Source organism: Rhodanobacter sp. Soil_C_14 (assembly GCF_057657335.1).
In genome coordinates this window covers 187,247-201,309 of sequence record NZ_JBDGIQ010000004.1, presented here as the reverse complement: position 1 = coordinate 201,309, position 14,063 = coordinate 187,247, and the positions used below count along the sequence as shown (strand labels likewise).

The following is a 14,063-nucleotide window of genomic DNA, read 5'->3' as shown; positions in this document are numbered from 1 at the left end:
CCCCTGCCCCGTTCGGGCTAGTTTCGACGTACTCCGCGTCGGACGCAAGAAATGCGTTACCCGCCAAGCAGCGCGTTGCCCAGCGGAATGGTCAGCAGGGACAGCACGATGCCGGCGCCCAGCACGGTATTGGCCAGGGTCGGTTCCAGCCCGTATTCGTCGGCCAGGATCGTGGCGGACACCATCGGCGCCATCGCCGCCTGCAGCACGCCCACGGTCAGCACCAGTCCGTCGACGCCGGCGGCAGCCCCCATGGCCCAGCACAGCACCGGCGCCAGCAACAGCTTCCAGGCCAGGCCCCAGCTGGCTGCGCCCAGTTGCCGCTGGCCGGGGTGGAACCTGAACTGCAGGCCGACCGAGAACAGCGCCAGCGGGGTCAGCGTGGCGCCGATCGGCACAAACACCCCGTCCAGCAGTGGCGGCCAGCCTGCGCACATACCGGCCACGATGCCGATCAGCAGCGCGATGGTGGGCGGGAAGGTGCAGATGCGGCGGGCTACCAAGCCCAGCTCCGGCTTGCGCCCCGAATACAGCGAGGCGACCACGATGCCGCCGATCGCCAGCACCGGGAAGCAGCCCAGCTGGTCGGCCACCACGGCCAGCGCCAGCCCCTGCTTGCCGTGCAGCGCCTGCATCAGCGGATAACCCATGAACGAGGTGTTGCCCAGCCCGCACACCAGGATCAGCGCGCCGGTGCGCTGGCGCGACCAGCCCAGCCGCGGCCCGAGCAGGCCGAACAGCAGCCACGCGCCGCCGAAGGTCAGCCACATCACCGCCACCAGGAACCACAGCTGGGGATCGAAGCTGACCTTCGGAATCAGTTCCAGCACCAGCGCCGACAGCGCCACGTTCAGCACCCACCAGTTGATGCCCTGCACGATGCCGGCCGGCGGCTTCGCGTAGCGCGCCACCAGGGTGCCGAGAATCAGGCAGACGAACAGCAACAACATCGCACTCATCGAACGGGTGCCGCGGGGAAAGTCCGGCAATTAGACGCGAAGCGGGCACGACTGAAAAGCCGCCATCGCGGAACCGTCGGCGATAATCCGCCGCTTGCGATTGCCCATGGCACCATGGCCCCGATGAATGACCTCACCCACCTCGCCCACGGACTGGCCGGCGACAACACGCCGCCGGATTGGCCACCGCTGCGCGCGGACGAAGTCGAAGCCGTGCTGCGCGACTATCCCGCCATCGGCGACCCGGCCCGCATCGCCTGGCACAGTCCGCGCCCGCTGTCGGCGGCGTGCCTGGTCGAAAGCCCGCGCGGTACGTGCTTCGTCAAGCGCCATCACCAGCGCGTGCGCGGCGTGGAAACGCTGGGCGAGGAACATCGCTTCATCGCGCACCTGCGCGAGCGCGGTACGCCGATCCCCGAGGTATTGCGCCACGCCGGTGGCGGCACGGTCACCGCACGCGGCGAGTGGGTGTACGAAGTGCACCGCTGTGCCGCCGGGATCGACCTGTACCGCGAAGCGATCTCGTGGGAACCGCTGCCCAACCGCCAGCACGCGCTGGTCGCCGGACAGATGCTGGCCAGCCTGCACGAGGCCGCCGCCGACTATCGCGCCGCCCAGCGCAGCACCCACATCCTGGTCGCACGCAGCGAACTGATCTGCGCCGTCGATCCCGTCGCGACGCTGGCCGCGCAACTGCCGCAGCGGCCCGCGCTGGCCACCTATCTGCGCGATCGCCACTGGCAGGACGAGCTGGGCGAACTGCTGGCCCCGTGGCACGCCGCCGTCCAGCCAGGGCTTGCACGGCAGCCGCCGCTGTGGACCCACGGCGACTGGCACGTGTCGAACCTGTACTGGAGTGACGACGGCGTCGGCGCACGGATCAGCGACGTGCTCGACTTCGGCCTGTGCGCGCGCAACTTCGCACTGTTCGACCTGGCCACCGCGATCGAGCGCAACGCGATCGCCTGGCTGGAGCTGGATCGGCGCAGCGACGTCGCCCACCCCGACATCGCCCGGGCGCTGATCGACGGTTATCACCAGCAGCGGCCATTGAGCCGCGACGACCGGCAGCTGCTGGCCAGCCTGCTGCCGCTGGTGCACGTGGATTTCGCGCTGTCCGAAGTCGAGTACTTCCAGGGCATCACGCAGTCCCCGGCCAACGCCGACGTGGCCTGGGACACCTTCCTGCGCGGCCATGCCGCGTGGTTCCACACGCCGCCGGGACAGGCCCTGCTGCAGCTCATCCGCGACCTCGACTGAGAGGTTGTGCGTTTTCAACCTCTCAGTCCGGCCATGGATGGCCGGGCGCGGAGCAGCCACGCAAGTGGCTGATTCGCGTGAGCGCGTCCGGGCATGTACCGGACACGCGATGGAAGCCCGAGCAGTTCCGCTCGATCCGTGGTTCAATACGCGTTCTTGAAGCGGGGGTGCCCGGCGTAGCCGGGCTGAGAGAGTCCCTTGGAACCTGATCCGGCTTGTACCGGCGTAGGGAGCTTGCAGATCCGGCGCGTCCTTGCGACTGCCGGGTCGCCGTCGCTTCGTCCGCACTCCCTTGACGACGACGATGACGATGCTTCTTTCCCGCACTCCCCTGCTTCTCGCCCTGCTCGCGGTGATCGCTCCCGTGCATGCCACGGACACCGCCGGCGAACCGCAGGCCACCCGCCTGTCGCCGGTCCACGTGAACGCGAACGGCAGCAACGGCTACCACGCCGACAACTCGCAACTGGACACCTTCGGCAGCTTCGGCAACGCGCCGCTGCAGGACACGCCCGCCGCGATCACCGTGATCACCCGCGACCAGATCGACGACCGCCAGCCGCATACGCTGAGCGAACTGGCGCGCAGCGACGCCGCGCTCGGCGACAGCTACGCGCCGGTCGGCTACTACCAGGATGTCGCCATCCGCGGCTACGCGCTCGACCTGGCCACCGGCTACAGGCTCAACGAAATGAGCCTGGCCGGCGAGCAGCCGATCGCGCTGGAAGACAAGCAGCGGGTGGAAATCCTCAAGGGTCTGGGCGGCCTCGAAGCAGGCGTGGTGGCGCCGGGCGGCCTGGTCAACTACGTCAGCAAGCGGCCGACCGACGTGCGCAGCGCCACCGTCGGCACCGACTCGCACGGTTCGCGCTACCTCGCCATGGACGTCGGCGGCTGGCTGTCGCCGACGTTCGGCGTGCGGGTGAACGCGGCCCATGACGGCGTGCAGTCCTACGTCGACCACGCCGACGGCCGGCGCAACTTCGTCTCGCTGGCAGCGGACTGGAAGATCAGCCCGAACGCGACCCTGCAACTGGACAGCAACTACCAGTCCAGCTCGCAGCGTTCGGTGTCCGGCTACCAGCTGCTCGGCGGCCGCACGATTCCCGCGCATCCCGAGCGCACCCGCATGCTCGGCTTCGAACCGTGGCAGCAGCCGGTCGGCATCGACGCCAGCAACAGCACGCTGCGCCTCGACTACCGCCTGGCCGATGCCTGGACGGCCCAGCTCTCGGCCAGCCACAGCCGCGCGGTGATCGACGACAACGTGGCGTTCGCCTACGGCTGCTTCTACTCGACCGACTGCGCCAGCGGCGCCACGCCGGGCTGGTTCTTCGCACCCAACGGCGACTACGACGTCTACGACTACCGCAGCCCCGACGACACCCGCGCCAACGACGAGGCGCGCGCGGTGCTGAAGGGCGCGTTCGACACCGGCGCGGTCAGCCACGAGATCAGCCTGGGCGCCAGCGCGTTCCGCCGCACCATCGACCGTCGCGCCGACGTGTACGACTACGTCGGCACCGCCAACATCGATCAGGTGGACCCGCCGTACTTCGCGCCGTCGCCGAACCAGCCGGGCGCCTCGGTGCGTCGCCTGACCAGCTGGCAGCACTCCGTGTTCGCGCTGGATCGACTGCATCTCGGCACGCAGTGGCAGTTGCTGGCCGGCGGGCGTTTCGTGCGACTGCACGAGCGCGCCAATGATTCCGACGGCGTGCCCGAGCGCGACACCCGACTGGGCAAGTTCCTGCCGCAGGCAGCCGTGCTGTACCAGCCCACCACGCGGCTGACCACTTATCTCAGCTACAGCGAGAGCCTGTCGCTGGGCAACGAGGCGCCGTACTGGACCGCCAACGACGGCACCACGCTGGCCCCGCTGCTGGCGCGCCAAACCGAGGCGGGCGTGAAGTACGCCGCCAGCGATGCCCTGAGTCTGTCGGCGGCGCTGTACCGCATCAGCCAGCCATACCAGTTCGCCCGACCGGACAGCAGCGCCGAGGGCTTCACCTTCGTCCAGCAGGGCAACGAGGCGCATGCCGGACTGGAACTCAACGCCGCCGGCCAGCTGACCGATCGCCTGCGCCTCACCGCCAGCGTCAACCTCATTCGCGCACGTGCGTATGACACCGGCGCGCCCGCTTACGAAGACCACCAGGTGGTCAACGTGCCGCGCCTGCGCAGTGCGGTGTACCTGGACTATCGCCTGCCGTTCGCCGACCGGCTCAGCCTGCTCGGCGGCTGGCGCTACGCCAGCAGCAACGTGGCCACGCCCGACGGCGTGACGCGGGTGCCGGCCTACCACGTGTTCGATGCGGGCCTGCGCTACGCCAGCCATTGGAACGGTCACGCGATGACCTGGCGGCTCAGTGTCGACAACGTGTTCAACCGCTTCTACTGGCGCGACACCGGCAGCTCCGGCGGCGACAGCTACCTGTTCCCGGGCGCGCCGCGACTGGCGCGCCTGTCGCTGACGTTCGCGTTCTGAAGATGACCTGGGTCGAACTCATCGCGGCGATCGTCAGCGCGCTCGGCGTCTGGCTCACCGCCCGGCGCCAGCCATGGTGCTGGCCGATCGGGCTGGTGTCCGTGCTGATCTACGCCTGGGTGTTCGTCGATGCCAGGCTGTATTCCGATGCACTGCTGCAACTGGCGTTCGCGGGATTCATTGGCTACGGCTGGTACCGCTGGCTGCAACACCTGGGCGAAGACGGACTCGTCCAGGTGGCGCCGCTGACGCGGCGCCAGGCGATCATCCATCTCGCCATCGGCGGCGTCGGCGCGATCGCGCTCGGCGCCTTCATGCATCACCTCACCGACGCCGCCCTGCCCTGGCTGGACGCGGCGCTGACCGCCTTCAGCCTGGTCGCCCAGTGGTGGCAGGCGCGGCGGCACGTGGCCGCATGGTGGCTGTGGATCGCGGTGGACGTGATCTACGTGGGCGAGTACGTCTACAAGCACCTGCTGATCACCGCGGTGCTGTACGCCGGCTTCGTGGTGCTGGCGGTGATCGGCCTGCGCGCGTGGCAGGGCGCCGGCCGCCAGCCGGCCAAGGCGTCGCCCGCCGCTTGAACGGCGCGACCTGGCCGCGCTACCGTCGACGCGTCGCCCTCGCGTTCAGCGCGGCCTAACCCGCGCGGCGGCAACATCCAGCCGATGCCAGAAGCGTGGGCGGTAGAAACCAAGCGGCTGCGGCTGCGTGGTTTTGGCCAGCTTTTCCGCTCACTTTCGTTGAATAGCTACGGCTATTCGCCTCAAATGATCGAAAAACCTGACTCAAAACCACTTTGCCTCGCTCGCTTGGTTTCTACCGCCCACGCTCCTAGTCACCCAGGATGGACGTCCCCATGAAAGTCCGGCCGAACCGAATTCCCCTGTCATGCCTGGCGCTCCTGCTGCTGGCCGCCGCGGGCACCGCGGGCGCGCAGAACATCTACAAGTGCACCGTCGGCGGACAGGTCAGCTACACCGACCATCCCTGCCCGCAGGGCAATGGCGAGCTGCTGCACCAGGCCGACGACACTGAAGTCATCGACCGCTACCTGCGCCTGGGCCAGGACAAGCTGGCGAAGAGCTATGCCGATTCGCACCACCTCGAAGCGCTGTACCAGCAGCGCATCGAGGCCCGCCAGCAGGCGCAGGACGAGAAGGAACAGCGCCAGGCCGACGAAGCCTACGCCGCGCAGCAGCGCGCCGAGCAGGAACGGCAGCAGGCGCTGGTCGACGAGGCCGCCGAGCGCAACCGCCTGCAGGGCGAGAACGAAGTCCTGCGCCAGCAGAACGACGCCTACCAGGACCAGCTGCAGCAACAGCCGGCGTACAACCCGCCGCCGGCGTACTGGGTACCGTATCCGAACCGTCGTCCGGGCCGCGATCACGACCACCACGGCGATGGCGACGGTCATCACCGCCCGCCGCCGAAGGAACCGGTGTTCCACCCGTGCAAGCAGCTGGCCGGTGGCCGCGTGCAGTGCTGAGCTGACGGGATGAAACGGCATCAGGCGTGATCGCAACGCCGGTGTTCGTCGCTACGGCAACGCCGGAATCGCCAGGCTGCGTTCGGCATCGCCGGTGGCACCGGTGCGCAGGCTCGGCGGGATGTGCCCCACGTCGCCCACCGAGATGACCTTGAAGCGACCGTCGGCCTCGACCAGGATTCGGGTGATGCTGGCGTTGCCCACCGACATTTCCAGCCAGGCCTTGCTGTCGACACCCAGTGCACGGACCACCATGTTGCGGATCACGTTGCCGTGGCAAACCATCAGCTCGGTCTGCGCGTGGCCGTGCGCCGGCTTGAAGTAATCCGCGAACAGGCGATCGAATTGGCGGGCGCAGGCGGCAAGATCCGACGCCTTCTCGTCGGCGATGATTTCCTTGCGTCGTGTCGGCGGCGTGCATTCGGCCAGGTCGTCGACCACCTCGAAATGCCGGCCCGGAAAGTCACCGGCGATGACGGCCGCGGTGTCGCGCGCACGCTGCACCGGGCTCACGTACATCGCATCGAAGCGCTCCGGCAAGGCGGCCAGCCGCGCGCCGGCCAGATGCGCCTGGGCCACGCCGATCGGCGCCAGGTGCGGGCCCAGTTTCGGGTCAGCCTTCGCATCGGGCAGGTAGTAGCCGTGGCGCACCAGCACGATGGTGCGCGTGGCGGGCGCCTCGGTCGCGCCGATTGACGCCACCGGCAGCAGGCACAGCAGCATCAGCAGAAGTCGTGGAAACATGGGCGTGCCCCGTTGCGGTCAGTGCGCCGAGTATCCAACGCCAACACGCAAGGAACCAGCTCAGGCCGCCAGTCGGCGCGGCAGCAAGGTCTTCGGACGAAGCGCGCTACTTGCCGGCAGCCACCGGGACGAAGCGCAGGTCCTGGTAGTCCCAGCTGAAATCGGCGATCGGCGACACCGCCTTCATCCTCATCTGCGCGATGCTGCCATCGGGGTTCAGCGCGAAGCTCACGTAGGCATCCTCCACGTCGGGCATCGCCCAGCGCGTGCGGAAGGTGTCTTGGCGCACGTGCTCCAGTACGCCGTGCAACCCGGGCGAGCGATCGAAGCTGATCGTCAGCGCGCCGTCCGCATCCTGGCGCAGGGTAGCCGTGCCGTACCACGGGTCGCGATACACGCCGGCGTATGCCGAAAGCGGCAGCGACGGAGCACCGCGGGACTGCGTGTCACTGCCCGCAGCCTTCAGCGCCGCCGCAGCGCTCGCCCTGATCCCCTCGAACATCCTGCCGTAGCCGGCGATCCAGTCCGGCGAGGGAAGCCCCAGCAAGCTGTCCAGCAGATGCTCGCGCATCGCCAGCAAGGTGGCGGGATCTTCGGCGTTGAGCATCACGGCGAACGCCGCGTGCCGTTCCGGAATGATCACCACCGCGGAATAGCCGCCCAGCACGCCGCCCAGATGGGTGATGATCCGGTGGCCGCGGTAGTCCTGCACCTCGAAGCCCAGTGCGTAGGCGTTGAATTGCGGTTGCGCCAGCGCGACCTCGGCCGGCAGCGGAGAGATCGGGATCAGCGTCTGCGGCGTCCACAGCATCTTCGCGGCCGCGGCGCTGAAGATCGGCCTGGCGTCCTTCCGCCGACCGCCATCGAGCTGCAGCCGCAACCATTGCCCCATGTCGGTCGCACTGACCTGCAGCGCACCGGCGGCCGCGAACACGCTACCGGTCATCACCGTGGTCAGCACCCGCTGGGGGCCGACGCCGCGCACCGGCGTGGTGTTCTTGCCGTGCAACGCGGCCTGGTCGGCGGTGCGGGCATCGATGCTGGTCTGCGTGTCGCGCATCTGCAGCGGGTCGAGGATGTGCTGCTGCACGAAGTCCTCCCAGCGCTGGCCGGAAACGGCTTCGACGAGTTGCCCGGCGACGATGTACAGCACGTTGTCGTAGTCGTAGCCGCCGCGGAACGAGCGCACCGGTTTCAGGTAGCGGATGTCATGCACCAGTTCCGCGCGCGTGCGGTCGCTGGTGGGAAACATCATCAGGTCGCCCTCGCCCAGGCCCAGCCCGCTGCGATGCACCAGCAGGTCGGTCACCGTCATCTCGGCCGACGCATAGGCGTCGTACATGCGAAAGCCCGGTAGCTTGTCCACCACGCGGTCGTCCCAGTGCAGCTTGCCCTGGTCGACCAGGATCGCCAGCGCTGCCGCGGTGAAGGCCTTGGTGTTGGAACCGATCGGGAAGATCGTGTGCGCGTCGACCCGCGCGGCCTCACCCAGCTTGCGCACGCCGTAGCCGTGCGTGGTGATGGTCTGGCCGTCGACGATGGTCACCGCCATGCCCGGTGTGCCGAAGGCCTTCATGGCCCGCGCGGCGAAGGCATCCAGATCCTGCACCGGCGCGGCAGCCAGCGCCGGTGCGCCGGCGACGACCAGCGCGATGAGCAAACCGGTGAGGCAACGGTGCAGCGACAGTCGCGGAATCCTGCAGGTCATGCTCTTGCCTCGCTCGGTGATGTCGCCCATGTCAGCGCCGCTTTGCCGGCTTCTTCGCCTTCTTGTGCTGCCCGGCACGGGCCGGCTTGCCCTCGCCCGACATCGAAGGCCCGTCGTAGCCGATGAATTTCTGGCGCAGCTCGGTGATGTCGCCGACCCGTCCGAGGATGTCGCCCATCTCGCGGATCACCGCGTTGATCAGGAGGCTGAACAGGCTGGTGAGCGTGCCGAAGCTGTGCCAGGCGCGGCCGGTCTGCATCGGGATCATCAGCACGTGCGAGGTCAGCTGGCGCGCCCAGTAGCACTGCGTGTCGGTGATGATCAGCAGCGGAATGCCGCGCTCGACCACCTCCTCGGCGAGCAGGCGGAAGTGGCGCGAATAGCGGCGGATGTCGATCAGCACCACGCAACTCTGCTCGGTGGAATCCAGCAGCATGCCGGTATAGGAGCCGTCGGCGCCCGATTCGAACGACACCCGCGGCCGCACGTGCTGCAGCGAGGAAGCAAAGCCCAGTCCCAGGAAGGAGCCGTGCTGGAAGCTGGCCACCGACACGCGATCGGCCGACACCAGCATCTTCACGATGGGCGCCCATTCCTCGCCCCGCGCCAGCGCGTAGACATCGTTGAGGCTGCGGATCTCCGCCTGCAGGCTCTCGCTGATGTAGTCGGCGTCGGCTGCCGGCTCGGAGGTCTTGTACAGCTGCATCCACGGCGCATCGCCGCGCAGTTCCTCCTTCAGGTCGCCGACGCCCGCATAACCCAGGTTGCGCAGGAACCGGCCCACCGTCATCGCGCTCACGCCCACGCGCTTGCCCAGCGACGCGGCCGTCTCGAACGGGATGCCGCTGATGTTGTGCAGCAGGTAGCTGGCGATCTTCTGCTCGGCCGTGGTGAAGCTGTCCCAGCGGCTCTTCAGCTTTTTTTGCAGGTCCTTGGTCATCGTCATCCGTTTATCTGGCCAGCGCCATGGCGGCGCCCGCCGTTCCATGGGTTTCCACGTCGCCCAGGCGACGGCCAAGCATATACAACAGCGCGGCCGACACGCCGGCCACCGCCGCGATCAGGGCGAAGAACCAGGCGTGGCCGAGCCGGCTCCACAGCGTGCCCAGCGCGCCGGCCAGCAGGTTGCCGAAGAAGCCCGCGAAGAACCAGGTGGCGATGCTGGTGGCGCGAAAACCCTCCGGCGCCATGCGCCCGAACAGGGCCAGCCCCACCGGCAGGATGTACAGCTCGCCGGTGGTCATCAGCACGAACCAGGCCGCCAGCCAGCCCCAGTGCGCGCGCACGCCGTGCGCCTCGCACCACGCCGACAGCACGGCCAGCATCAGGTAGGAACCGCCCACGATGGCGGCGCCGAACGCCATCCGCCCGAGCAGCGGCGTCTCCACGCCGCGTTGCGCCAGCCGCGCCCAGCGCGCCACCAGCAGCGGGGTGAAGGCGAACACCACCACCGAGTTGATCGACTGGAACCAGGTCATCGGGATGACCCAGCCCGAGGCCAGCTCGCGGTCCACGCTCTGGTCGATCCACAGCGCGATGGTGTTGCCGACCTGCTCGTAGGCGCCGCGGAACACCACCACGATCGCGGCGACGCCAAGCAGCAGCGCGAAACGATCGATCACCGCCCGATCCACCGGCGGCCGTGCCGCCCTTGCCTCGGCGCCGCGCTTCGGTTCCGGCGGCAGGTAACGGGCGCCGGCCAGGTAGATCACCAGCGACAGCAGCATGCCGAAGCCGGCCGCGGCGAAACCCCAGTGCCAACCGTACGCCTCGCCCAGCGTGCCGCAGATCAGCGGCGCCAGGAACGCACCCAGGTTCACGCCCACGTAGTAGATGTTGTAGGCGCTCTTGCTGCGCGGATCGCCATCGCGGTAAAGCCCTTCGATCTGGCTGGCCAGGCTGGGCAGGAACAGCCCGTTGCCCAACGCGATGGTGGCCAGCGCCGGATAGAACAGCGGCTCGGAGGCCATCATGAAATGACCGAGCGCCATCGTGGCGCCGCCGATCATCACCGCGTTGCGCTTGCCCAGCCAGCGGTCGGCCACCATGCCGCCGAACACCGGCGTGAAATACACGAAGGCGGCATAGGCGCCGTAGATCAGCGAGGCGTATTGCTGGTCCAGGTCCAGGTGCTTGGTCATGTAGTAGACCAGCAGCGCGCGCATGCCGAAGAAGGAGAACATCTCCCACATTTCGGTGAGGAACAGCACGCTCAGGCCGCGCGGATGGCCAAACCAGTTTTTCTCGCGTGCTGGAATCATGCTGTCGGACACGGTGCGATGTCTCTCCCCTGTGGTCTAGGCGGCCGCCGCCAGCGGCCCGCCCCATATCGCATCGTCGCACCAGATGCGGCCCTGTTCGTAGATCGCCGACGGTGCCGGGTCGCGCCGCAAGTAGATCGGCCCGTCCAGGTCCACCACCTTGCACGACTGGCCCAGCACGAAGGCCGGCGCCATCGCCAGCGACGAGCCGGACATGTTGCCCACCATCAGCTCGAAGCCCAGCTCGCGCGCCTGGGCGGCCATCGCCAGCGCCTCGGTGAGGCCACCGCACTTGTCCAGCTTGATATTGATCATGCCGACCCGGCCCACCAGTGACGGCAGGTCGTGATGATCCTGCACGCTCTCGTCGGCGGCGATCATGATCGGGCTGTCCAGCCCGTCGAGCCAGGCCTCATTGCCGATCGGGAACGGCTGCTCCACCACTGCCACCCGCGCCTCCACCAGCGCCGGCAGCAGGCACGCGAACGAGTCGCGGGTGAAACCCTGGTTGGCGTCGACCATGATCCACGCATCGGGGCACGCCGCGCGCACCGCACGCACGCGCTCGGCGTTGAGCTCGTCATTGGTGAGCTTGAGCTTGAGCGCGCGCGCGCCGGGAAAGCCCCGCGCGATCCCGGCCATCGTCGCCGGCGCGTCGGCGCCGAGGGTGAAGGTGGTCACCAGCGGCTGCGGCGCCTCGCCGCCGGCCAGCATCCACACCGGCCGGCCGCTGCGCTTGGCTTCCAGATCCCACAGCGCACAGTCGACCGCGTTGCGCGCGCCGCCGGCCGGCAGCAGCTGCAGCAGTTCCTGCCGCGTCAGGCCGCCCTCGATCCGTTCGCGCAGCGCCTCGACCTGCACCTGCATCGCGGCCGGCGTGTCGTTGCGGTAGTAGACGCCCAGCGCCTCGCCACGACCGAACCGGTCGCCCTCGTGCAGGGTCACCACCAGCGCCTCGAACTCGTCGAAGGTGTAACCGGTGATGTGGAACGGCTCCTTCAATGCCCACTTCTCGAGCCGCGTGTGCAACTGCAGCCGTGCGTGTCCCTCGGTACCCATGATCTCTCCTGCCTGATTGATGTCGATGCGCAGCGGTCCGTCAGAACCTCACGTTGAAACTGACCAGCCCGAACGCCACGATGAACCAGGCCAGGTAGATCGCCGCCAGCGCCAGCAGCGTTTCGCCGGCAAGCACCCAGCGGCCGCGCCGCGGTGCCATCCAGGCACGCACCGCATGCACCAGCACCGCCAGCGCACCGAGCAGGCCGAACACGCCGAGTACGTAAAGCAGGTAGAGCCAGCCCGTGCCCGAGCCGTCCAGCAGCTTCGACTCGTCGGCCGAGGTCACCGCGATGAAGGTCAGCCAGCCCAGCACCACCACCAGCAACGCCAGCACGCCGAGATGCGACAGCAGGCGCGTGCGCAGCTGGAGCGCCGTCAGCTGCAGCGGCCGCCGGTAATGCCGGCGCACCCAGCCGCCGACGAACCAGCTCAGCAGCGTTGCCAGCAGGATCGCCACCGACGCGCCCAGCAGCGGGCCGACCGTGCCCAGGCTGCGAGCCGCGGACACGCGCTGGAACAGGAACACCGGCACCTCGGCATCGGTAGCCCAGTAACGGATGCCGCCGTTCGCGTCGGCAACGAAGGCCAGTTGCGACTTGCCGTTCACTTCGCTGTAGTGCAGCGGCCCGGTCTCGTGCCACTGCAGCGGCTTGCCCGCGTAGTCGGTGAGCATCGACACCGCCAGCGTGCCGTCGGGTTTCGCCGCCACGTTGACCTGGCCGAACAGGTACAGCATGCGCAGCGCACTGTCGTTGCGGCGGCTGGCCTGGTACCAGCCAGTCACGCGCGCGGCATCAGCCTTGGCGGTGTCCACGGTCGACGGTGACGGTGCTTCCTTGGGGAAATAGCGGTCGAGAAATGCCTGGAAGATCGCCTTGCGGATCACGTGCACGCTGCCCGCATCGCCGGCGCTGTTGAACGACATGAAGATGCCGACGTTCGCATCCAGCAGCAGATGCAGGTCGCTGTGGAACACCATGGTGTCGCCGCCGTGGCCGATGATGCGCTGGCCGTTGCGATCCTCCTGGTAGAAGCCCAGGTCGAAGCCGTTCAGGCCCGGCGCCGCCGTGTACTGCGGGCTGTGCATCAACTCGGCGGTGGCCTGCTTGAGGATGCGGGTGTCGCCGAAACGGCCGCCCTGCAGCTGGGCGATCATGAAGTTCGCCATGTCGGTCGCGCTGCTGCTCAGCGCGCCGGCCGGCGCGGGATCGACCAGTTCGAACGGCTGCGGCTTGCCGTCGGAGGCGCTCTTGTAGCCCTTGGCCATCAGCGGCGCCAGCTGCGGCGGCAGCGGCATCGCGAAGCTCGAGTGATGCATGTCCAGCGGGTCGAGGATGTGCTGCCGGATGTAATCCTCGAAGCGCTCGCCGGAGACGCGCTGCACGATGTAGCCGGCCAGTCCGCAACCGTAGTTGGAGTACGCCACGATCTCGCCCGGCGGGAAGATCCGCGCGGGGATATGCGTCTTCAGGTAGCGCTCCAGATCGACGTCCTCGGGCTTCTTCGGCAACAGTCCGCGGGCGGTGTCCTCGAAGCCGGCGGTGTGCGTCATCAGCTGACGCAGCGTCACCGGCTTGCCGTCGCGCGCCGGGATGGTGAAGTCGAGGTATTCGTTGACGTCGTGGTCGAGGTCCAGCTTGCCCTGCTCCACCTGCTGCATCACCGCCGTCCAGGTGAACAGCTTGGAGGTCGAGCCGGGCCGGAACAGCGTGGTCTCGGGCGACACCGGCGTGCGCCTGGCCAGGTCGGCGTAGCCGTAGCCGCGGGCGAACAGCAGCTGGCCGTCCTTGACCACCGAGATCACCCCGCCGGCGACGTCGCCGCGCTGGATCATGTACGGCACCATGCCGTCGAGGAAGGTGGCCAGGTCGTCGGCGGTCAATGCATGCGCGACGCCAACCGGCGGCGCCAGCGCCGCGGCCGGCGCGGCGGCGACGGGCACGGCCGGCACCGGCAGGATCGAGCTTGCGGGTGCGGGGTTCGGCGACGACGGCACCTGCGCCATCGCGATGCCGACGGCACAGGTGATCGCTAATGCCGCGGCGAATTTCGCATAGCGGTTCATGGACGCACTCCGGATACGGTTCGGTGG

General features: G+C 68.4%; 11 protein-coding genes and 1 riboswitch. Of the genes, 4 read left to right on the top strand and 7 right to left on the bottom strand.

Annotation, left to right across the window (positions count from 1 at the left end; translation table 11 throughout):
- Positions 1-56: 56 nt before the first annotated feature.
- Complete coding sequence (locus tag AC3A56_RS11590) at positions 57-950, bottom strand: AEC family transporter (RefSeq protein ID WP_487770555.1); 894 nt, start codon at positions 948-950, stop codon at positions 57-59.
- A gap of 132 nt (positions 951-1,082) precedes the next feature.
- Between AC3A56_RS11590 and AC3A56_RS11585 the strand changes: the two genes are divergently transcribed.
- From AC3A56_RS11585 to AC3A56_RS11570, 4 genes are all read left to right on the top strand, one after another.
- Positions 1,083-2,219, top strand: coding sequence for a phosphotransferase enzyme family protein (locus AC3A56_RS11585; protein ID WP_487770554.1), 1,137 nt, complete (start codon positions 1,083-1,085; stop codon positions 2,217-2,219).
- Positions 2,220-2,372: 153 nt separating this feature from the next.
- Positions 2,373-2,468, top strand: a riboswitch (TPP riboswitch).
- Positions 2,469-2,523: 55 nt separating this feature from the next.
- Entirely contained in the window at positions 2,524-4,707 is a 2,184-nt protein-coding gene (locus tag AC3A56_RS11580; protein ID WP_487770431.1) for a TonB-dependent siderophore receptor, read from the top strand.
- 2 nt (positions 4,708-4,709) lie between these two features.
- Positions 4,710-5,291 carry a nicotinamide riboside transporter PnuC gene (pnuC, locus tag AC3A56_RS11575; protein WP_487770430.1) on the top strand — a complete coding sequence of 194 codons (582 nt, stop codon included), beginning with the start codon at positions 4,710-4,712 and terminating at the stop codon, positions 5,289-5,291.
- A gap of 275 nt (positions 5,292-5,566) precedes the next feature.
- Positions 5,567-6,196: a DUF4124 domain-containing protein gene (locus tag AC3A56_RS11570; RefSeq protein WP_200946224.1), complete on the top strand. Its 630-nt coding sequence runs from the start codon at positions 5,567-5,569 to the stop codon at positions 6,194-6,196.
- Between the two features lie 51 nt (positions 6,197-6,247).
- Here the strand turns inward: AC3A56_RS11570 and AC3A56_RS11565 are convergent, their stop codons facing one another.
- From AC3A56_RS11565 to AC3A56_RS11540, 6 genes are all read right to left on the bottom strand, one after another.
- A complete protein-coding gene (locus AC3A56_RS11565) occupies positions 6,248-6,940 on the bottom strand; it encodes a histidine phosphatase family protein (protein WP_487770429.1) in 693 nt (230 codons plus the stop codon).
- A gap of 106 nt (positions 6,941-7,046) precedes the next feature.
- On the bottom strand, positions 7,047-8,678 hold the full coding sequence (locus AC3A56_RS11560) for a serine hydrolase (RefSeq protein ID WP_487770428.1): 1,632 nt from the start codon (positions 8,676-8,678) through the stop codon (positions 7,047-7,049).
- A 1-nt stretch (position 8,679) separates the two neighbouring features.
- Positions 8,680-9,588, bottom strand: a complete 909-nt coding sequence (locus AC3A56_RS11555; protein WP_487770427.1) for a MurR/RpiR family transcriptional regulator — start codon at positions 9,586-9,588, stop codon at positions 8,680-8,682.
- A 10-nt stretch (positions 9,589-9,598) separates the two neighbouring features.
- The gene (locus tag AC3A56_RS11550; protein WP_487770426.1) at positions 9,599-10,909 is read right to left on the bottom strand and encodes a peptide MFS transporter; all 1,311 of its coding nucleotides are present in this window, start codon (positions 10,907-10,909) and stop codon (positions 9,599-9,601) included.
- A 36-nt stretch (positions 10,910-10,945) separates the two neighbouring features.
- Positions 10,946-11,968, bottom strand: a complete 1,023-nt coding sequence (locus tag AC3A56_RS11545) for a dipeptide epimerase (RefSeq protein WP_487770425.1) — start codon at positions 11,966-11,968, stop codon at positions 10,946-10,948.
- Positions 11,969-12,008: 40 nt separating this feature from the next.
- Complete coding sequence (locus AC3A56_RS11540; protein ID WP_056716745.1) at positions 12,009-14,036, bottom strand: serine hydrolase domain-containing protein; 2,028 nt, start codon at positions 14,034-14,036, stop codon at positions 12,009-12,011.
- Positions 14,037-14,063: the final 27 nt, after the last annotated feature.

Coding starts and splice junctions, on each gene's coding strand:
- AC3A56_RS11565 (WP_487770429.1), bottom strand. CDS start 6,940: ATGTTTCCACGACTTCTGCTGATGCTGCTGTGCCTGCTGCCGGTGGCG.
- AC3A56_RS11590 (WP_487770555.1), bottom strand. CDS start 950: ATGTTGTTGCTGTTCGTCTGCCTGATTCTCGGCACCCTGGTGGCGCGC.
- pnuC (WP_487770430.1), top strand. CDS start 4,710: ATGACCTGGGTCGAACTCATCGCGGCGATCGTCAGCGCGCTCGGCGTC.
- AC3A56_RS11560 (WP_487770428.1), bottom strand. CDS start 8,678: ATGGGCGACATCACCGAGCGAGGCAAGAGCATGACCTGCAGGATTCCG.
- AC3A56_RS11570 (WP_200946224.1), top strand. CDS start 5,567: ATGAAAGTCCGGCCGAACCGAATTCCCCTGTCATGCCTGGCGCTCCTG.
- AC3A56_RS11585 (WP_487770554.1), top strand. CDS start 1,083: ATGAATGACCTCACCCACCTCGCCCACGGACTGGCCGGCGACAACACG.
- AC3A56_RS11550 (WP_487770426.1), bottom strand. CDS start 10,909: ATGATTCCAGCACGCGAGAAAAACTGGTTTGGCCATCCGCGCGGCCTG.
- AC3A56_RS11580 (WP_487770431.1), top strand. CDS start 2,524: ATGACGATGCTTCTTTCCCGCACTCCCCTGCTTCTCGCCCTGCTCGCG.
- AC3A56_RS11555 (WP_487770427.1), bottom strand. CDS start 9,588: ATGACCAAGGACCTGCAAAAAAAGCTGAAGAGCCGCTGGGACAGCTTC.
- AC3A56_RS11545 (WP_487770425.1), bottom strand. CDS start 11,968: ATGGGTACCGAGGGACACGCACGGCTGCAGTTGCACACGCGGCTCGAG.
- AC3A56_RS11540 (WP_056716745.1), bottom strand. CDS start 14,036: ATGAACCGCTATGCGAAATTCGCCGCGGCATTAGCGATCACCTGTGCC.